At 62.6% G+C, this 17,557-nt stretch carries 20 protein-coding genes, 1 pseudogene and 1 riboswitch; of the genes and pseudogenes, 14 read left to right on the forward strand and 7 right to left on the reverse strand.

Features of this window, described 5'->3' with window-relative positions:
- Positions 1-5: 5 nt before the first annotated feature.
- From alkB to ACF8Q6_RS00170, 3 genes are all read left to right on the forward strand, one after another.
- On the forward strand, positions 6-653 hold the full coding sequence (gene alkB, locus ACF8Q6_RS00160; protein WP_104961582.1) for a DNA oxidative demethylase AlkB: 648 nt from the start codon (positions 6-8) through the stop codon (positions 651-653).
- A 169-nt stretch (positions 654-822) separates the two neighbouring features.
- Positions 823-1,110 (forward strand): hypothetical protein, encoded by a 288-nt coding sequence (locus tag ACF8Q6_RS00165; protein WP_003253801.1) that lies wholly within the window; start codon positions 823-825, stop codon positions 1,108-1,110.
- Positions 1,111-1,196: 86 nt separating this feature from the next.
- Positions 1,197-1,811, forward strand: a complete 615-nt coding sequence (locus tag ACF8Q6_RS00170) for a Yip1 family protein (RefSeq protein ID WP_012052202.1) — start codon at positions 1,197-1,199, stop codon at positions 1,809-1,811.
- 20 nt (positions 1,812-1,831) lie between these two features.
- On the opposite strand, the gene ACF8Q6_RS00175 is transcribed toward ACF8Q6_RS00170, so the two are convergent.
- From ACF8Q6_RS00175 to ACF8Q6_RS00190, 4 genes are all read right to left on the reverse strand, one after another.
- A complete protein-coding gene (locus tag ACF8Q6_RS00175) occupies positions 1,832-2,092 on the reverse strand; it encodes a DUF1652 domain-containing protein (protein ID WP_012052201.1) in 261 nt (86 codons plus the stop codon).
- Positions 2,093-2,389: 297 nt separating this feature from the next.
- Positions 2,390-3,277, reverse strand: a complete 888-nt coding sequence (locus ACF8Q6_RS00180) for a pirin family protein (RefSeq protein WP_392492556.1) — start codon at positions 3,275-3,277, stop codon at positions 2,390-2,392.
- A gap of 96 nt (positions 3,278-3,373) precedes the next feature.
- Positions 3,374-4,246, reverse strand: coding sequence for an alpha/beta fold hydrolase (locus tag ACF8Q6_RS00185; protein WP_392492555.1), 873 nt, complete (start codon positions 4,244-4,246; stop codon positions 3,374-3,376).
- A gap of 21 nt (positions 4,247-4,267) precedes the next feature.
- Entirely contained in the window at positions 4,268-4,897 is a 630-nt protein-coding gene (locus ACF8Q6_RS00190; protein ID WP_012052198.1) for a LysE family translocator, read from the reverse strand.
- Positions 4,898-5,020: 123 nt separating this feature from the next.
- Here ACF8Q6_RS00190 and ACF8Q6_RS00195 point away from each other — a divergent pair, with 123 nt between their 5' ends.
- From ACF8Q6_RS00195 to ACF8Q6_RS00230, 8 genes are all read left to right on the forward strand, one after another.
- Positions 5,021-5,500 carry a GNAT family N-acetyltransferase gene (locus ACF8Q6_RS00195; RefSeq protein WP_012052197.1) on the forward strand — a complete coding sequence of 160 codons (480 nt, stop codon included), beginning with the start codon at positions 5,021-5,023 and terminating at the stop codon, positions 5,498-5,500.
- Positions 5,501-5,619: 119 nt separating this feature from the next.
- Positions 5,620-5,843, forward strand: a riboswitch (cobalamin riboswitch).
- 92 nt (positions 5,844-5,935) lie between these two features.
- A complete protein-coding gene (locus ACF8Q6_RS00200; RefSeq protein ID WP_003253813.1) occupies positions 5,936-6,124 on the forward strand; it encodes a CbtB domain-containing protein in 189 nt (62 codons plus the stop codon).
- Positions 6,125-6,133: 9 nt separating this feature from the next.
- The gene (locus tag ACF8Q6_RS00205) at positions 6,134-6,820 is read left to right on the forward strand and encodes a CbtA family protein (RefSeq protein WP_392492554.1); all 687 of its coding nucleotides are present in this window, start codon (positions 6,134-6,136) and stop codon (positions 6,818-6,820) included.
- Positions 6,820-7,206, forward strand: a complete 387-nt coding sequence (locus ACF8Q6_RS00210; RefSeq protein WP_392492552.1) for a cobalamin biosynthesis protein — start codon at positions 6,820-6,822, stop codon at positions 7,204-7,206. Before ACF8Q6_RS00205 ends, ACF8Q6_RS00210 begins: the two co-directional genes overlap by 1 nt.
- A 34-nt stretch (positions 7,207-7,240) precedes the next feature.
- The gene (gene cobM / locus ACF8Q6_RS00215) at positions 7,241-7,993 is read left to right on the forward strand and encodes a precorrin-4 C(11)-methyltransferase (protein WP_392492551.1); all 753 of its coding nucleotides are present in this window, start codon (positions 7,241-7,243) and stop codon (positions 7,991-7,993) included.
- 66 nt (positions 7,994-8,059) lie between these two features.
- Entirely contained in the window at positions 8,060-8,302 is a 243-nt protein-coding gene (locus ACF8Q6_RS00220; protein WP_003253822.1) for a DUF1272 domain-containing protein, read from the forward strand.
- A gap of 221 nt (positions 8,303-8,523) precedes the next feature.
- Positions 8,524-9,138: a response regulator transcription factor gene (locus ACF8Q6_RS00225; protein ID WP_003253824.1), complete on the forward strand. Its 615-nt coding sequence runs from the start codon at positions 8,524-8,526 to the stop codon at positions 9,136-9,138.
- A gap of 13 nt (positions 9,139-9,151) precedes the next feature.
- Complete coding sequence (locus ACF8Q6_RS00230) at positions 9,152-12,433, forward strand: transporter substrate-binding domain-containing protein (RefSeq protein ID WP_392492549.1); 3,282 nt, start codon at positions 9,152-9,154, stop codon at positions 12,431-12,433.
- On the opposite strand, the gene ACF8Q6_RS00235 is transcribed toward ACF8Q6_RS00230, so the two are convergent.
- The 3 genes and pseudogenes from ACF8Q6_RS00235 to ACF8Q6_RS00245 form a co-directional block, all read right to left on the reverse strand.
- Positions 12,399-12,893: a methyl-accepting chemotaxis protein gene (locus ACF8Q6_RS00235; RefSeq protein WP_371923980.1), complete on the reverse strand. Its 495-nt coding sequence runs from the start codon at positions 12,891-12,893 to the stop codon at positions 12,399-12,401. The genes ACF8Q6_RS00230 and ACF8Q6_RS00235 overlap by 35 nt on opposite strands.
- A 42-nt stretch (positions 12,894-12,935) precedes the next feature.
- A pseudogene (locus ACF8Q6_RS00240) lies at positions 12,936-13,718 on the reverse strand (PAS domain-containing protein); the annotation flags it as partial.
- Between the two features lie 213 nt (positions 13,719-13,931).
- On the reverse strand, positions 13,932-14,951 hold the full coding sequence (locus ACF8Q6_RS00245) for a LacI family DNA-binding transcriptional regulator (RefSeq protein ID WP_012052191.1): 1,020 nt from the start codon (positions 14,949-14,951) through the stop codon (positions 13,932-13,934).
- A gap of 206 nt (positions 14,952-15,157) precedes the next feature.
- On the opposite strand from ACF8Q6_RS00245, the gene ACF8Q6_RS00250 reads away from it, so the two are divergent.
- From ACF8Q6_RS00250 to ACF8Q6_RS00260, 3 genes are all read left to right on the forward strand, one after another.
- Positions 15,158-15,697 (forward strand): gluconokinase, encoded by a 540-nt coding sequence (locus ACF8Q6_RS00250; protein WP_003253831.1) that lies wholly within the window; start codon positions 15,158-15,160, stop codon positions 15,695-15,697.
- A gap of 111 nt (positions 15,698-15,808) precedes the next feature.
- Positions 15,809-17,161: a GntP family permease gene (locus ACF8Q6_RS00255; RefSeq protein WP_003253832.1), complete on the forward strand. Its 1,353-nt coding sequence runs from the start codon at positions 15,809-15,811 to the stop codon at positions 17,159-17,161.
- Between the two features lie 86 nt (positions 17,162-17,247).
- On the forward strand, positions 17,248-17,550 hold the full coding sequence (locus tag ACF8Q6_RS00260) for a hypothetical protein (protein WP_392491992.1): 303 nt from the start codon (positions 17,248-17,250) through the stop codon (positions 17,548-17,550).
- The last annotated feature ends 7 nt before the right edge of the window (positions 17,551-17,557 follow it).

Below are 17,557 nucleotides of genomic sequence, written 5' to 3' on the forward strand. Positions count from 1 at the left end.
GCCGCATGATCCAGTCCGACCTCGACCTGTTCGGCCCCCAGCCGCAACGCCTGGCCAGCCACACTGTGCTGCTGCCCGGCTTCGCCCTGGCCGAAACCGAGGCGCTGCTCGATGCCCTGCGTCCGGTGCTGCGTGCTGCGCCGTTCCGGCACATGTACACCCCAGGAGGCCTGCGCATGGCAGTGGCCCTGACCAACTGCGGTACGCTGGGGTGGGTGAGTGATCAACATGGCTACCGATACAGCCCCAGCGACCCACTCAGTGGCCAGCCCTGGCCCGCCCTGCCCCCGGTTCTGCTCGCCTTGGCCTCCCGCGCCGCAGCCATGGCCGGGTTTGACGGTTTCGTGCCGGATGCCTGCCTGGTCAACCATTACCTGCCGGGCACACGCCTGAGTCTGCACCAGGACCGCGACGAGCAGGATTTCGGCCAGCCGATCGTGTCGGTGTCGCTGGGCTTACCGGCAGTGTTCCTGTTCGGCGGCCTGCAGCGTGCCGACAAGGCTCAGCGCATCGCGCTGAGCCACGGCGATGTGCTGGTGTGGGGTGGCGAAGACCGCTTGCGCTTTCACGGCGTGCTACCGATCAAGCCCGGTGTGCATCCGCGCCTGGGCGAACGGCGGATCAACCTGACCTTGCGCAAGGCGGGTGCCTGAACAGGGGCCGTCATCTGCCACCCCGCGCAAAACAAGATGAACGCACATGAAACACATTGAACATCTTGGCCAGGCAAGCTTCGAATGATAAGCCGCCTTTCTTTTGTCTGGAGCCTGCCATGCCCAACCCGCCTGGTTCTTCGAGCCGTTGCAACGGAGCCATGTACCGATGAAGATGCCTGGCCGCGCACCCAATGCTTCGCTGCAGCTCGATTACGTACGCGACACCCTGTTCGGCCCGGTGGCGCAACGCGTGGAATGCCAATGCCAGCTCGCCGCCCTCAACCTGCAGGGTCGCCCAGGGCTGCGCCTGCACGTTTGCCCCCCACTGCCTGACAAGATCGACCGAGCTCACAGTGTGGCCTTCGTCTGGGATGGGCGGAGTTACCACGGCGTGGTTCGCGAGAAGGGAAAGTGCGGCGACGGTGGCCTGAACCTGCTGCTGGAACTGCAATAAGCCGATCAACGGCGGCCATCCAGGCTGAACTGGCTAAGAGCCGCGTGTCTCCATAGCAAAAGGGCTCTTGCCTACCGGAGAACGCTATGAACAGTCCGTTATTCAAGCTCTTCACCCACCCCGCCGACGCCTGGCTGGACATCCGCCGGGCCGAGGAAGACAACCCACAGCAATACCTGCCACGCCTGCTAGCCCTGGCGCTGATACCCGCCGTGTGCCTCTTCGTCGGCACTACCACCTTCGGCTGGAGCTTGGCGGCCGAGGAGCGGGTACGCCTTAGCATCGGCAGCGCCGCGCAATTGGCAGGCCTGCTGTATACCACCACTGTGATAGGTGTGATGCTGATGGGCGTGATGATCCGCTGGATGTCACGAGGGTTCAATACACAGCCCAGCCTGAACCAGTGTATCGGTTTTGCCGCCTATTGCGCCACGCCGTGGTTCTTTGCCGGAGTGGTTGGTCTGATGCCAATTCGTTGGCTCGCCTTTGCCGCGCTAATGGCTGCCTCTGTGTATGCCAGCGTGTTGCTATATGGCGGGTTGCAGACTTTCATGCGGCTGAAGAAAGAGCAGGCGTTATTGTTTGCAACGTGCGTTTGGGGGGTAGGATTGCTGCTGCTGGTGACCATCCTGGTGGCAATGATCCTGTTCTGGTTCAACGGCCTGATGCCGGAATACGTACGCCCGGCCAGCCTGGACTGACCGGGGCACGACAGGCGCGTTCAGGCGATCGCCTTGAGTGGCGCCGGGTGGTTGTCACGCAGCGCATGCAGCTGGTCCACCAGGTTGACCAGGTCACGGCAACTGTTGAGGTTTTGCAGCGCGACCCCGCTGAGGGTCACGCCCTGATCGAGATCCTGGCCCTGACCCAGGCGGATGGTCAGGTGGGCGCCGTCCGGGCAGCTGACTTCACAGCGGTCTGGCAAGCAGGCCTGCTCGATCAGTTGCCGCATCTCTAGTATCGAAACGCCTATCAACGACATGGTACGACCCTCTCTGTGGGATGGCCTGTTGTTTGGGAGTACGCCTTTGTCGGGCGGGGCGCCAATTGATATTGCGCATGCTCGGCCAGCTGTTTATGCGCCCGGGCAATGAGCTTGCGGGGGATCCTTTAGCACCTTAGTGGAAGATTCTCCGCATGGGCCGAGTGTTCGACTGCATTAGCAGACTTGACGACGAGTGGTCCTGGTCAGCAACGCGTTGACCAATGTGCAGCCGGGTGGCCGTGGGAAGATGGCCTGCCAGCGACAGGGCCGGGACAGGCCACCCGATCAGCTGGATCAGTGCGCGGCACCTCCCCTCTCATCCTGCATCTGCCCAAACCGCCCGGCATGGAAATCATCGAACGACTCGGCAATCTCCGCCTGGCTGTTCATCACGAACGGGCCGTAGCCGACGATCGGCTCATCGATTGGCTCACCGCTGAGCAGCAGCACACTTGCGTTGTCCAGCGCCTCGACAGCTACGTCTACACCCTCCCGGTCGAGCAGCACCAGGCTCGACGGGCCTGCTTCGCGCTCGCTATTGATTCGAACGTTACCACGCAACACCACCAGCGCCGCATTGCGACCGGCAGCAACCGGCAACTGCAAGGCCGCGCCGGCGTTGAGCCGCAAGTCCCACACGTCCATCGTGGTGAAGGTTCTGGCCGGCCCGTGGTGGCCATGGTAGTCACCGGCAATCACGCGCAAGCGCCCGGCATCACCGTCAAGCGCTACCACCGGAATGTCGCCGGCCAGCAGCGTCTGGTAGCCAGCCGCTGCACGCTTGTTCCGCGCCGGCAAGTTCACCCACAGCTGGACCATTTCCAGGGTGCCGCCACTGCGTGCAAAGTCCGGGGAATGAAACTCTTCATGAATGATGCCGTTGGCCGCCGTCATCCACTGCACGTCACCTGGGCCGATCAAGCCGCCAGCACCGGTTGAATCACGGTGCTCCAGTTCACCTTGGTAGACGATGGTCACGGTCTCGAAGCCGCGATGCGGATGCTGGCCTACGCCGCGTCGTGCTTGGGTCGGGGCGAAATCGTGCGGGCCGGCGTAATCCAGCAGCAGGAACGGGCTGATCCGGCTGGCCAGGTTGTCGTAGGTGAACAGGCTGCGCACCGGGAAACCATCCCCCACCCAATGGGCGTGAGGGCTGCGGTGAATACCCAGAATCGTTTTCATGAGAAGGCTCCTCTCTTGGTTGAGGTAACCTTATCAATGATGCCAATCAAGCGGTAGACGGCTGAAATGGCATGCATCGTCCCATCTGCAGAACAGTCAACCCTGCAAAAAATCGAGCACTTGCTCGGCCGCCATGGCCGGGTCTTCCTGCATGAAACAGTGCCCACCAGGAACTTGCCGTGCGGTCACATTGCGGTTTAGCAGCGCCAGGCGGTTTACTGAACGTGGCACAAAGGGATAGGTGTCTTCGCCATACAACACCCGTGTCGGCGTCCTGATTGCAGTCAGGCTGGCCCACATGCGTTTAGGGAACGAGCTGAAGATCTCCACCTCACGGCTGGGCCGGCACTTGAGCACCACGGCCTCGCCACACTCACCGATGGCATGCTCGACATAGGCCTGCAGCGCCGCATGGGTCCAGCCTTTGAAGATGCCGCGCCCTTGCAGCGAGGCCAACGCCGACTCGCGATCGGGCCAGTGGCTGCGGCGGCTGGCAGCCTTGCGGGCCAAGGCGTGGCGCTGATGCAGGCCAACCAGGGCGGCCGCCCCCATCACGCCGATCATGCGTCGGCTGAACAGTACCGGGTCGAGCAGCACGGCACGGGCGAACAGTTGCGGCTCACTGCCCAGGATCAGCCCCGTAAGCACGCCACCAAAGCTGTGCCCTACGGCAAACCGCTGTACGTCGCCATACTCGCCACGTCCGACCTGAAAGGCCTCCACCGCCAAGGCAGCGGTGCGGTTCCAGCCGCGAAACACCCCACCATGGTCACTGTCCCCATGGCCCTGAACGTCGCAAAGCCACAGGTCGAAATGCTCGCCCAGGCGCATCAGCAACGGTTGGTAGGCCAGGCAACAGAAGCCGTTGCCATGCAGGAAGTGCAGCAGCGGTTTGCCACTGGCCGGGGTTCGCCAGCCACGCAGGGTGAAACCTTCGGCGCATTCGTGGGACCAGGGAATCAACTGCATCGGCTTACTGTACTCTCGGGGTCAGGAAAACGCTGATTCTACAAACAGCAGCGGGTACAGGGAAATCACCAGCAGCAGGGCCATCACGACATTGAACAGCATCAGCCAGCGCGAATTTTGCAGCAGGTTGCGCAGGGCGCTGCCGAACATCACCCATACCCCCACGCTGGGCAAATTGACCAACGCGAACAAGGCCGCAATGACGATCACGTTGGTTACATAGCCTTGCGCTGGCGTGTAGGTGGTAATCGCCCCTACCGCCATCACCCAAGCCTTGGGGTTGACCCACTGGAACGCCGCCGCCCCCCAGAAGCCCAGCGGTTTGCGGGCACTGGACGCGGCCGTGCCGACCGGCCCGGAAGTGGCAATCTTCCAGGCCAGGTACAGCAGATAGGCGGCGCCCGCGTAGCGCAGCACCGTGTACAGGGGTGGCCAGGCCTTGAATACCTCACCCAGCCCCAGGCCGACGGCCAGCACCATCATCATGAAACCAAAACTGATACCCAAGGCATGAGGGACCGAGCGGCGCACGCCGAAGTTCACCCCCGAGGCCAGCAACATGGTGTTGTTGGGGCCCGGGGTGATGGAAGACACGAAGGCAAACAGCACAAAGGCGGTCAGCAGGTCGGCAGAGGCAAGCATGGCGGGCATTCCACTTTCTTTATGGGTGCTGTCACACTAACGGAGCGCCACTCCCAGCAACCGGTACAGTTTGATTAAATTACGCAGATACACATCACTGTACCGACAATCCGGATCAAGGAAGCCGTCACCATGAGCCTCACCATTCGCCCTGCCGTTCGTACCGATGCCGAGCAGATCCTCACCTTCATCACCGAACTGGCCGAGTACGAACGCGCGCGCCACGAGGTGGTCGCCACCCTTGCCGACATCGAGCACAGCCTGTTCGACGAAGGCAGCACTGTGCACACCCTGATGTGCGAGCGTGATGGCCGTGCAATTGGCTTTGCCGTGTACTTCTACAGCTACTCGACCTGGCTCGGGCGCAATGGCATCTATCTGGAAGACCTGTACGTAACCCCCGAGCAACGCGGCGATGGCGCCGGCCGGCAGTTGTTGCAGCACATTGCCCGCGAAGCGCTGGCGAATAACTGCGGGCGCCTGGAATGGAGCGTGCTGGACTGGAACGAGCCAGCGATCGGCTTCTACCAGAAGCTGGGGGCCCAGGCGCAGGATGAGTGGGTACGCTACCGCCTGGATGGCGACAAGCTGGCGGCATTCGCCCGCGGGTGATCGCCCGGTTTTTGCACTTCTGCCTGCTGGAAGAACACGGCAGGCCTGAGCCTGTCATACCTGCTGCTCGGAAGGCTCGCGCGCTGTATGACATTGACGCCAAGCCCGCCCCATGCTCTCCTTATGCCTCGCGTTCAGGTGCCCCTCAGGGGGTGAAACGGGAAACCGGTGCGTCCCAGGCCCTTCAGCAGGGCCGGACAATGCCGGTGCTGCCCCCGCAACGGTAAGCGAGTGAAGCGTCTGTACCACTGTGCCTCGTAGTACGGCATGGGAAGGTGACGCGTTCCAGGAGCCCAGCTCTTCCTCGCAAGCCCGGAGACCGGCCTGGCGTTCATGAACACCCCGCGGTGGGCGGGCGCTGTTGCATTCCCTTGGGCGACCACGTCCGGGGCTGCCGCGCTCGCCCATTGCCCACAAAAAGCAGAGGATCGCGTCATGCCCGTCACCAGCGCCAAACAACACAGCCTTGCTACCCCCGTTACCCTCAGCCAGCGTGTAATCATCGCCGTCGGCGCCAGCTTGCTGGGTTTGTGCCTGGTGTACTTTGCCGGGTTCTCGCACATTGAGGCTGTGCACAACGCCGCCCACGACACCCGCCACAGCGCCGCCTTCCCCTGCCACTGAGTACGCCTGATGATCACGCGCATTGCCCGTACTGCGGGCTTCAGCGGGCTCCTTGCAGCCCTGTTGCTGACCTTGCTGCAAAGCTTCTGGGTGGCTCCGCTGATTCTGGAGGCGGAAACCTACGAGTCCTCAGCCCCGGCCGCACACCACGAACACGGTAGCGAAGTGGCCGCTCATGAACACAGCGCCGAAGCCTGGTCGCCGGAAGACGGCTGGCAGCGCGTGCTGTCCACCACAGGCGGCAACCTGGTGGTCGCAGTCGGCTTCGCCCTGATCCTCACCGCCCTGTACAGCCTTCGCGAGCCCAAACGCGCTGTCACTGGCGCATTGTGGGGGTTGGCTGGCTTCGCCGTCTTCTGCCTGGCTCCCACCCTGGGCTTGCCACCAGAACTGCCGGGGACTGCGGCCGCCGACCTGGGGCAACGCCAAACCTGGTGGGTCGGTACAGCCAGTGCCACAGCACTGGGCCTGGCCTTGCTGGTGTTCGCCCGCCACTGGCTGCTGAAGGCGCTGGGCGCCGTGCTGCTGGTCATTCCCCATGTAATCGGTGCACCGCAACCCGAGGTGCACGAAAGCCTGGCCCCTGAAGCATTGGAAACCCAGTTCAAGGTCGCCTCCTGGCTGACCAACGCCGCCTTCTGGCTGGCCTTGGGCCTGCTCAGCGCCTGGCTGTTCCGCCGTTCCAGCCAGGCTTGATGCCTGCCTTCTATGCCGGTTTTGGCTGCCGCCGGGGTTGCCCAGCAGATGCCTTGCAACGCTTGCTGCTCCAGGCCCTGGACAACCAGGGGCTGGCGCTGGCCGACCTGCGCGGCATCGCAAGCATCAGCCTGAAGGCCGACGAGCCCGGCTTGCAGCAATTGGCAGAGCGCCTCGGTTTGCCCTTGGTGCTGTACCATGGCGCGCAACTGCAACCCTATGAACCACTGCTCAGCCACCGTTCCGCCGCTGCCCACCAGCACAGTGGCTGTTGGGGCGTAGCCGAGAGCGCGGCACTGGCCTTGGCCAGCCAGCGGCAGGGTACGGCCAGGCTGCTGCTGACGCGCCAGGTACTGGGCCCGGCGACGCTCGCCCTGGCCTGCTGAGCGTTTCGTACCCTCTTTTTTGCCAGGACTTTGCATGACCATCTACTTTATCGGTGCCGGCCCCGGCGACCCGGAGCTGATCACGGTCAAGGGCCAACGGCTGATTCGTCAGTGCCCGGTGATCATTTATGCCGGTTCACTGGTACCCGCCGCCGTGCTCGAAGGCCACCAGGCCGAAACCGTGATCAACAGCGCCGAACTGCATCTGGAACAGATCATCGCTGCCATGCGCAGCGCACACGAAAAAGGTCAGGATGTGGCCCGGGTGCACAGCGGCGACCCCAGCCTGTACGGCGCCATCGGTGAACAGATTCGCCACCTGCAGGCGCTGGGCATCGATTACCAGATCATCCCCGGCGTTACCGCCACGGCAGCGAGCGCCGCCCTGCTCGGCTGCGAGCTGACCTTGCCTCAAGTGGCGCAGACCGTGATCCTCACCCGCTATGGCGACAGCTCGCCCATGCCGCCGGGTGAGCAGTTAGGCGACCTGGCGCGCCATGGCAGCACCCTGGCAATTCATCTGGGGGTCAAGCACCTGTCGCGCATTGTCGCTGAGTTGATGCCGCACTACGGCGCGCACTGCCCGGTTGCGGTGGTGCATCGGGCCACCTGGCCAGACCAGGATTGGGTGCGCGGCAACCTCGGTGATATCGTCGAACGCGTAGCGGCCAAGGATTTCCGGCGCACGGCGCTGATCCTGGTAGGCCACGTACTGGGGGATAAACCGTTCGCCGAATCGGCCTTGTACCGTGCCGGGCATGCCCACCTGTACCGCCCTGGCGACTGAACATTGCCAGCCTTGCCTCGGGCGTAGCAGACTCCGGGTTCCCGCCTGCGAACAGGAGCCATGCCCATGCTGGAATTACGCCCCAACTGCGAGTGCTGTGATGCCGATCTGCCGGGTGACAGCCCCGACGTTATGATCTGCTCCTTCGAATGCACGTTCTGCCGTGCCTGTGCCGAAACCCGCTTCCAAGGCCGCTGCCCAAATTGTACCGGGCAGTTGGTAGCCCGCCCCACGCGAGTCGGCCAGGCATTGGCCAACAACCCTGCCTCCACACTGCGTATACACAAACCGCACGCTGCCTGCGCCTGAACAACTGCAAAGAAGCGGCATCACCGCTTTCTCAGGGTGATGTCTTTCCTGTTTCTTGTAGGACTTTTCAACAAAAAGCACTGGGGTTTTCAACACTTCTATACTCGGCATTACCAAACTTCGGGAATGGTCGTATCGTGCAGCGCTTCCGATAACCCCACTTGCAGACGTATTCCTGAGTGTTCCAGGAAGCGGACCACATCCCTACAGGAGTTTTCCTCATGACAACCGTGCTGATCGTCGACGACCACCCTATTGTCCGGCTGTCCCTGCGCCTACTGCTCGAACGCGAGCGCTTCCATGTCATCGGCGAGGTCGGCAACGGCAGTGAAGTGGCTCAGGTAGCCCGTGAACTGCGCCCTGACGTAGTCATTCTCGACATCGGCCTGCCTGGCCTTGACGGCATGGAAGTCATCAAGCGATTGCAGAGCCTGGAGCCGGTACCGAAGATCATGGTGCTGACCGGCCAGGCCACTGACCTGTATGTACGCCGCTGCCTGGATGCCGGGATAGGTGCCTTCGTCACCAAGGAAGAGGACCACGAGGCCCTGCTGTTCGCCCTCAAGGCCCTGACCAAAGGTTATTCGACCTTTCCGCAAATGTCGGTCAACAGCAACTCGCTGGAGAGCGAGCCAGTGCGCCTGGCCAGTCTCTCCAACCGAGAAATGGAAGTGCTGCGGCGCCTCGCGCGCGGCGAGAACAACAAGAACATCGGCACGTGCATGAACCTCAGCGCCAAGACCATCAGCACCTACCGGGGCCGTATCATGGAAAAGCTCAAGACTGAGTCTCTCGTGGAAATGGTCGACCTGGCCAAGCGCAACAGCGTCTATTGAGCGCTCGGCTACCATGAAACTGTTGCTGGCGAGCGTCCTTCTGGCTATCAGTCTGGCCAACTCCACGGTGCTGCAGGCCAGCAGCGAACCACGCCATCTGCTGGCGCGCTCAATCAGTGCCGCTGCCCCACTGACGTTATCCGGCGATGATCGCCACTGGCTGAAAAATCGCCAACGCCTGATACTGGGTAGCGCGCGCCCCGACTACCCCCCGTTCGAAATCAATGTCAGTCAGCATGACTATGAGGGGTTAAGCGCAGACTACGCCGGCATCATCGGCGAGCAGCTTGACATACCCATTGAAGTACGCCGTTTTGACAGCCGTCACGAGGCCATCACTGCCCTGCGTGATGGCCATATCGACTTGCTAGGTAGCTCCAACGCCTTCGAAGCGGCAGACGCCCAGCTTAGCCTGAGCACCCCCTATGCCGACGACCTGCCAGTGATCGTCACCCGTGAAGGGCGCAGCTTGAAAAGTACGCCCGAGCTGGCGGGCCTGCGCCTGGCGATGGTCGATCACTACCTGCCGGCCGCCAGCGTTCGCACACTGTACCCCAAGGCGCAACTGAGCCTGTACCGCTCGACCCTGGCCGGGCTCGCTGCCGTGGCGCTGGGCGAGGCAGACGCCTATCTGGGCGATGCCATCAGCACTGACTACATGATCGGCAAAAGCTTTCAGGGCACGTTGAAAATCGACCATTTCTCTCAGTTGGCCCCAGAGGCTTTTGCCTTCGCCATCGCCAGCGACAACCCGCGCCTGCATCGGCTGGTGGACAAGGCGCTGTCACGCATAAGCGAAAGTGAACGCCTGAACATTCTGCGCCGCTGGAGCAGTGGTAACACCAGCCTGCTGCTGCAGCGCCACCTCACGGCCTTGAGCGAAGAAGAAGAATCCTGGATAACCGCCCACCCCACTATCAGCGTACTGGTCAATACCTCGCTGGCACCGTTGACGTTCAACGATGCTCAGCACCGCCCTAGCGGTATCACCCTGGACCTGCTCAAGCAGATCTCGCTGCGCACGGGGCTGCAGTTCACACCCGTCGAGAGTGCTTCATCGCAGGCCATGATCGACCGCCTGGTGCGGGGCGAGGCACAGATGATCGGGGCGCTGGGCTATGGTGCCGACCGCTTGAAGCAACTGCGCTACACCCGCCCCTACCTGGTCAGCCCGCGCGTGCTTGTTACCCGCAACGACGGTGAATCACCTGCACAGGCCAAGGCCCTGGATGGCAAGCGCATCGCCTTGGTGCGCGGCTCACCGCAGCAGGCCGTTTTGCAACAGCGGTACCCGCAGGCCGAGATAGTCGAAGTTGACAACCCACTTGGCCAGATGGAGGCCGTGGCCAACGGTGTTGCCGACGCTGCCCTGAGCAGCCATATCAATGCTGCCTATTACATCAGCCATGTGTTCAAGGACCGTTTACGCATCGCCAACATGCTCGACGACGCCCCGGCCATTGCCGCCTTTGCCGTAGCCGCCGACCAGCCCCAATTGCAGGCCATTCTCGACAAGGCGCTGCTAAGCATTCCACCTGAAGAACTGGACCAGTTGATCAACCGCTGGCGCACCAGCACACTGGTGAGCGACAGCCCCTGGCGCGACTACCGCACCCTGGCTTTGCAGGTGCTGGTGCTGTCGGCCCTGCTGCTGGCCGGGGTGGTGTTCTGGAACAGCTACCTGCGCAAGCTGATCAACCAGCGAACCGAGGCACAGCACGCACTGCAGGCACAGCTCGCGCTAAGCCGGGGGCTGCTGGAACAGCTACGCCAGGCCAAGGACGATGCCGAACAGGCCAGCCAGACCAAAAGCACCTTCCTGGCCACCATGAGCCATGAGATACGTACCCCAATGAATGCGGTGATCGGTCTGCTGGAACTGGCCCTGGAAGATAGCCGCAGCGGCCGCAGCGACGCCCAGACCTTGCAGACCGCCCATGATTCGGCCATTGGCCTGCTTGAGCTGATTGGCGATATTCTCGACATTTCCCGCATCGAATCCGGGCATATCAGCCTGCAACCGGTGCCTACCAATCTGGTCGAACTGGTGCGCGCCACGCTGCGTGTGTTCGAAGGCAATGCCCGGGCCAAAGGGTTGCATCTGCAGGGCGAGCTGCCTGCAGAGCCGGTATGGGTGCTGGCTGACCCACTGCGCCTCAAGCAAATTCTGTCCAACCTGATCAGCAACGCCATCAAGTTCACCGACCGTGGTGAAGTGCAGGCATGTCTGCTGCTGCCCAAAGTTGCCGGCCACGGCATTCTGGCTATCGAGCTGAATGTGCGCGACACCGGCATCGGCATCAGCCCCGCCGACCAGGCCAGGCTGTTCAGTGCCTTCGTTCAGGTCGATGGCCCAAGGGCCCGTCAAGGGGCAGGCCTGGGGTTGGTGATCAGCCGTACCCTGGCCGAACTGATGGGCGGCGCCCTGAGCCTTCAGAGCGTCGAGGGCGTTGGCACCCGGGTACAAGTCAGCCTGCGGTTACCCGTCTGCGAAGCACCGGCACAAGCGGACCCGCAACTCACCACACATGAAAGTAACAGCGGCCCCCTCAATATCTTGGTGGTCGACGACTACCCGGCCAACCTGCTTTTGCTGGAACGGCAACTGCAAACCCTGGGTCATCATGTGACACTGGCGGAGAATGGCGAGATCGCCCTTGCACGCTGGCAGGAAGCGCGCTTCGACCTGGTGATCACCGATTGCAGCATGCCGGTCATGGACGGGCATGAACTCACCCGGCGCATTCGTAGCCTGGAGGGCGAACGCGGCCTGCCAGCAGGGCGTATTCTTGGCGTGACCGCCAACGCCCAGGCCGAGGAGCGTACCCGCTGCCTGGCCAGCGGCATGGACGAATGCCTGTTCAAGCCGATTGGTCTGCGCACGCTCAAGACCCATCTGCCCCAGGTGCGCCCTCAGCAGCCGTCGCCGGAGCCTTTCCATAGTGGGTTCGACCTGGCCGAACTGCGTCACCTGACCCAGGACGACGAACAGTTGACGCGGCATTTGCTGGAGCAATTGTCGATAAGCGTCGGTGAAGACCTGGCCGCCCTGCGTGCCTTGGCAACAGACGCCCCTGATGAAACCGTGCGCGCCCTCGCCCACCGCATCAAGGGTGGCGCCAAAATGATCAGGGTGCGCACTGTGGTCAAAGACTGTGAGGCTATCGAACGCGCCCACGCAAAAGGGCTGTCGACCGTCGAACAGCGTGCGCAACTGCAACTCAGCCTACAGGCACTGCTTGACGAGATGCGCGAGGCGCTCAATGCAATTGCAGCGTCGAGGTTATCTGGCTGATGGCATCCACGACGTGCCGTGAGCCTTGCTGGATTTCCATGATCACCGTCCCCGCCTCATTGGCCAGCGCCACGCCGTGACCGGTGCGGTTGAGGCTCGATTGCATGCTGGCCACTGCCAATAGCGACAGGTCGTGGTTCTGCCGCACCACATCGACGATTTCGAGGGTGGCCTTGCTGGTTCGCGCGGCCAGGTTGCGCACCTCATCGGCCACCACGGCAAAGCCTCGCCCGTGCTCGCCGGCACGCGCGGCCTCGATGGCTGCATTAAGGGCCAACAGGTTGGTCTGGTCGGCGATGCCCCGAATGGTCAGCACAATCTGCCCGATCACATCCGACTGCTTGTTTACCGCATCGATGCTGCGCGCTGCGTCGTTAAGCTCCTGGGAAATCTGCTCGATTACCTGCACGGCCTGCTGCACCACTTCGGTACCCTTGCGCGCGCAGGCATCGGTCTGCACCGAACTGGCATGGGCGGCATGGGCGGCGCTTTGCTGGGTGCAGACCTGATGGGTGATGTCGCTGGCAAACTTGACCACTTTGCATAGGCGGCCCTTGCTGTCGAAGATCGGGTTGTAGGAGGCCTCCAGGAAAACAGTCTGTCCTTGCTTGTTGACGCGTTCGAAGCGGTGCGAGTGGTATTCGCCACGGTTCAGCGAAGCCCAGAACTCCCGGTACTGGGCCGATTCGCGTTCATGCGCCAGGCAGAACAGCCCGTGATGGCGGCCAACCACTTCATCAAGGCGGTAGCCCATGGTGTCGAGAAAATTCTGATTGGCCTTGATCACCCGGCCTTGCGGGGTGAATTCGATCACCGCCATGGAGCGGCTGATGGCCTTGAGCAGGCTTTCGCTCTCGTGCTCCAGCACCACCCGCTGGGTGATGTCCGACGCCACCTTGATTACGCTGGTGACTTGCCGGTGCTCGTCCAGCACGGGCATGTAGCTGGCTTCCAGCCAGACCTCGCGCCCCGCCTTGTCGATGCGCTCGAACGTACCGCTGATTGCCTTGCCCTGCCCCAACTCGCGCCACAGTTGCTGGTATTCGGCGCTTTTTGCATAGTCCGGCTCACAGAACAGCCTGTGGTGCTTGCCTCGCAGTTCGTCGGCGCTGTAGCCCATGGCCTGGCAGAAGCGCTCGTTGGCGTCGAGGATAGTGCCGTCAGGGGCGAACTCGATCATTGCCATGGAACGGCCGATAGCGGCCAGTTTGGCTTGCGCATTGGCCAACGCCTGGCGGCTGCGCTGGATTTCTGCCAAATCAGACTTGCGGTGGAAATCGAACATGACGCGGGGCTCCCTATGCGCGGTTTTCTGAGCATAGATCGCCGTTGGCAAGTCGTGGCATCTACAGCGCCTGTAGGAGCGGGTTCACCCGCGAACACCGGCGCAGCCGGTGCCATGCCCCGCGTCGCCTGCTTCGCGGGTAAACCCAATCCACATGTGTATCGGCCCCATCATTCCTATGGGATTCGCGCGAGAAGGCCTTGGCGGGCGCTCTCAGGAGCTCTCGCGCACCATCAGCTCAAAGCCCAGATCCTGTTGCGCATTCGTCACCCGCTTGCCATCCAGCAACGCCAGCAACGCCTGCGCTGCGCCCCGCCCCACCGCAGCCCGTGGAGTGCGAATGGAGGTCAGCCGCGGCACCATATGCGCCGACGCAGGCAAATCGTTGAAACCGACCATCGCCACCTGGCGTGGCACCTCCACCCCTTGACGCAAGGCCTGCAGCACCGCGCCCTGAGCCAGGTCGTCGTTACAGAAGAAGATACCGTCGACGTCCGGCGCCTGCTGCATCAGCTGGCTGAACAGCACACTGCCCAGGGCAATCGACGATGGCTCCGGGGCCAATACCTCCAGCTCCGCAGCCTGCAAACCAGCCTCTGCCAAAGCCTGACGGAAACCCTCGGCACGCTGCATCACCCTCGGGTCCAGCTGTGCGGCAATGAATGCAAGGCGCTTGCGCCCGCGCTCGATCAGGTGCCGTGCAGCAGCACGCCCGGCCTGATGCTGCGAGAAGCCGACTGACAAAGCCCCTGGCTCACCATTGAGTTCCATCATGTGCACACACGGCACGCCGCTGGCAGCCAGCATCTGCCGCGCAGCATCGCTACGCTCGAAGCCGGTCAGCAAAATGCCGCAGGGCTGATAGGCCAGGTAATTGCGGATCAGGTTCTCTTCTTCGGCAAGGTCGTAGTGATAGTTGCCGATCAGCACCTCTAGCCCACGAGGGCGCATGACCTCGTGAATGGCCTCCAGGGTGTCGATGAACAGTTGGTTGGACAACGACGGGATCAACACCACCACCGACTGGCTGCGTGCCGAGGCCAGCGCCCGGGCGGCCGGGTTGGCCACATAGCCGAGGTTCGCCGCTGCGGCGATGACCTTTTCCACCAGGTCAGGCGCAACCGTGCTGACCCCGCGCAAGGCGCGCGAAGCGGTAATCGGGGAGACCCCGGAAAGCCTGGCAACTTCAGCCAGGGTGGGACGACCTGTAGTTCGGGAGCCGGTGCGGGACATGAATGTTGTAATTTTACTACTTGCAAGGAGAGGGAACGGCCACTAAGGTAGCGCTGTCTCAGGATGCAGGCAATGTAATCTTTGGTAGCAGCCACTACGCGCTTGCCACCAGGCGTCCATACTGCGTAAGGACAAGACCAATAACACCGGGGAGATGGCTGTTCGTCCAAGGCGAGACAGCGCTACCTCACCCGCAGGAGGTACTGATGAATTCTCCCCTGTCCGCCATTGTGGTGATGGGCGTGGCCGGTTGTGGCAAAAGCTGCATCGGCGCCGCCATCGCTGCCAGAAGCGGCGGCCGCCTGATCGAAGGCGACGCTTTCCACCCTGCCGAAAACATCCGCAAGATGAGCGCTGGCATCCCGCTGGACGACAGCGACCGTGCCGGCTGGCTGGTCCGCCTTGGTGAAGAGTTGCAAGCCACCACCCAGGCCGGTGAACGCCCGATCCTGACCTGCTCGGCACTCAAGCGCCGCTACCGCGACACCCTGCGCGATGCCATGCCCGGGCTGGTGTTCGTGTTCCTCGAACTGTCGCCTGCCGAGGCCGAAAAACGCGTGCTGGCTCGCCCAGGGCACTTCATGCCGGCCAGCCTCATCGACAGCCAGTTCGCTGCCTTGGAATCGCCACGCGGCGAGCCACTGACGCTGGCACTGGACGCCACCCAACCGATCGAAGCACTGGCCGAAGCGGTGGATCACTGGCTAAAGCGCTGCGGTGAGCCGGGCCTGGCGCAAACCGCCTGACCTCGGCGGCTTTTCCGTCTCACCAAAGACAGCGCTACCCCAACCCGTAAACGCGGCAAAGACTCCAAAAAGCTACGCCCAAAACAACGATAAGACCGAGGCCTTCAAACCATGTTCGGACTGGCTACTGATACCTTCCTGCTGCTCGACGCGCTGGTTACCATCGTCGGGCTGATCCTGCTGATCACCCACTTCAAGGTTCACCCCTTCGTCGCCCTCACCCTCGCGGCCGGCTTCCTGGGCCTGACTTCCGGCATGCCGGTGGCCAAGGTCATGAAATCGTTCCAGGACGGTTTTGGCGGCGTACTCGGCTTCGTCGGCATCGTGCTCGCCCTGGGCACCATGCTCGGCAAGCTGATGGCCGACTCCGGGGGCGCCGACCAGATTGCGCAAACCCTCATCCGCGCCTTCGGCAAGAAGAACGTGCATTGGGCGATGATGTTCGCCGCCTTCCTGGTGGGCATCCCGCTGTTCTTCGAAATCGGCTTTGTCCTGCTGATTCCACTGGTGTTCATCGTCGCCCGGCGCTCAGGCGTATCGTTGGTGAAAATCGGCATTCCGCTGCTGGCCGGCCTGTCGGTGGTGCACGGGCTGGTGCCACCGCACCCGGGCCCCTTGCTGGCGATCGGCATTTTCCATGCTGACATTGGCAAGACCATCTTCTACGGTCTGATCGTCGCACTGCCCACCGCGATCATCGCCGGCCCTCTGTTCGGCAACTTCATTTCCCGCTACATCCCGGGCAACCCGTCCCAGGAACTGATGGACCAGATCGCCAAGGAGTCCGATCAGGGCAACCTGCCAAGTTTCAGCATCACCCTGATCACCGTACTGCTGCCGGTCGCGTTGATGCTGCTGAAAACGTTCGCCGACGTGGTGCTGCCTGCCGAGCACATCGTGCGCCAGTGGATGGACCTGATCGGCCACCCGATCACCGCCCTGCTCGCCGCCCTGCTACTGGCCTTCTACACCTTCGGTTCGGCCCGCGGCTTCAACCGCCAGCAGATCATGAAGATGCTCGACCAGAGCCTGGCACCGACTGCCGCCATCGTGCTGATCGTCGGCGCTGGCGGTGGCTTCAAGCAAATGCTGGTGGACACCGGCGTAGGCAACGTGATCGGGCAGATGGCTGTGCAGGCAGAAATTTCGCCGATCATGCTGGCATGGCTGGTGGCGGCGGTGATTCGCATCGCGACCGGCTCCGCCACGGTCGCCACCATCACCGGCGCGGGTATCGTGGCGCCGGTGATCGACCTGGTGCCGGGGGTGAACCGTGAGCTGTTGGTACTGGCCACCGGTGCCGGCTCGCTGATCCTGTCGCATGTGAACGACGCCGGCTTCTGGCTGGTGAAGCAGTACTTCAACATGACCGTGGCAGAAACCTTCAAGACCTGGAGCATGATGGAGACGATCCTGTCCATCGTCGGCATCATTTTCATCATGTTGCTGTCGCTGGTGGTGTGACCGTTGATCGGGGTAATGGCACCTTGACGTTCCGGGTAAGGCCAAAGAGAAGTATGAGCCTTACCCGTACAGCAAAGGAGCCTGCCATGCCCCGCTCAATCATCCTGTCGATTGCCCTGCTCGCCTCGCCGCTGGCCTTTGCTGTCGGCACCGGTCCGACCTACCCCGACGACCCGCACAATGCGGCGCCACAGCCCGGCGTGGACAGCACCCTCAACCCGATCGAGAAGCCTTTGCCGCGGGACACCGACCCGCGCATACAGGGCAACGAACCGCAAAGCCCGCCGGCGCAGCAGAATGACAACCGCGATCTGCCGGGAATGGATGGCAGTGGGTCGGAAGGTACCGGCCGGCAAGGAGAAGGTAGTTCGGGCACAGGTAACCCTTGACGACACG

The organism is Pseudomonas sp. GLN_2 (genome assembly GCF_043106005.1).
Taxonomy (GTDB): domain Bacteria; phylum Pseudomonadota; class Gammaproteobacteria; order Pseudomonadales; family Pseudomonadaceae; genus Aquipseudomonas; species Aquipseudomonas alloputida.

Bases quoted from the DNA above. Each gene is read 5' to 3' on its own strand.
- ACF8Q6_RS00230 (WP_392492549.1), top strand. From the start codon at position 9,152: ATGAAACTGTTGCTGGCGAGCGTCCTTCTGGCTATCAGTCTGGCCAAC.
- ACF8Q6_RS00210 (WP_392492552.1), top strand. From the start codon at position 6,820: ATGCCTGCCTTCTATGCCGGTTTTGGCTGCCGCCGGGGTTGCCCAGCA.
- ACF8Q6_RS00170 (WP_012052202.1), top strand. From the start codon at position 1,197: ATGAACAGTCCGTTATTCAAGCTCTTCACCCACCCCGCCGACGCCTGG.
- ACF8Q6_RS00220 (WP_003253822.1), top strand. From the start codon at position 8,060: ATGCTGGAATTACGCCCCAACTGCGAGTGCTGTGATGCCGATCTGCCG.
- ACF8Q6_RS00250 (WP_003253831.1), top strand. From the start codon at position 15,158: ATGAATTCTCCCCTGTCCGCCATTGTGGTGATGGGCGTGGCCGGTTGT.
- ACF8Q6_RS00195 (WP_012052197.1), top strand. From the start codon at position 5,021: ATGAGCCTCACCATTCGCCCTGCCGTTCGTACCGATGCCGAGCAGATC.
- ACF8Q6_RS00175 (WP_012052201.1), bottom strand. From the start codon at position 2,092: ATGTCGTTGATAGGCGTTTCGATACTAGAGATGCGGCAACTGATCGAG.
- ACF8Q6_RS00260 (WP_392491992.1), top strand. From the start codon at position 17,248: ATGCCCCGCTCAATCATCCTGTCGATTGCCCTGCTCGCCTCGCCGCTG.
- ACF8Q6_RS00185 (WP_392492555.1), bottom strand. From the start codon at position 4,246: ATGCAGTTGATTCCCTGGTCCCACGAATGCGCCGAAGGTTTCACCCTG.
- ACF8Q6_RS00255 (WP_003253832.1), top strand. From the start codon at position 15,809: ATGTTCGGACTGGCTACTGATACCTTCCTGCTGCTCGACGCGCTGGTT.
- ACF8Q6_RS00165 (WP_003253801.1), top strand. From the start codon at position 823: ATGAAGATGCCTGGCCGCGCACCCAATGCTTCGCTGCAGCTCGATTAC.
- cobM (WP_392492551.1), top strand. From the start codon at position 7,241: ATGACCATCTACTTTATCGGTGCCGGCCCCGGCGACCCGGAGCTGATC.
- alkB (WP_104961582.1), top strand. From the start codon at position 6: ATGATCCAGTCCGACCTCGACCTGTTCGGCCCCCAGCCGCAACGCCTG.
- ACF8Q6_RS00205 (WP_392492554.1), top strand. From the start codon at position 6,134: ATGATCACGCGCATTGCCCGTACTGCGGGCTTCAGCGGGCTCCTTGCA.
- ACF8Q6_RS00190 (WP_012052198.1), bottom strand. From the start codon at position 4,897: ATGCCCGCCATGCTTGCCTCTGCCGACCTGCTGACCGCCTTTGTGCTG.
- ACF8Q6_RS00245 (WP_012052191.1), bottom strand. From the start codon at position 14,951: ATGTCCCGCACCGGCTCCCGAACTACAGGTCGTCCCACCCTGGCTGAA.
- ACF8Q6_RS00180 (WP_392492556.1), bottom strand. From the start codon at position 3,277: ATGAAAACGATTCTGGGTATTCACCGCAGCCCTCACGCCCATTGGGTG.
- ACF8Q6_RS00200 (WP_003253813.1), top strand. From the start codon at position 5,936: ATGCCCGTCACCAGCGCCAAACAACACAGCCTTGCTACCCCCGTTACC.
- ACF8Q6_RS00225 (WP_003253824.1), top strand. From the start codon at position 8,524: ATGACAACCGTGCTGATCGTCGACGACCACCCTATTGTCCGGCTGTCC.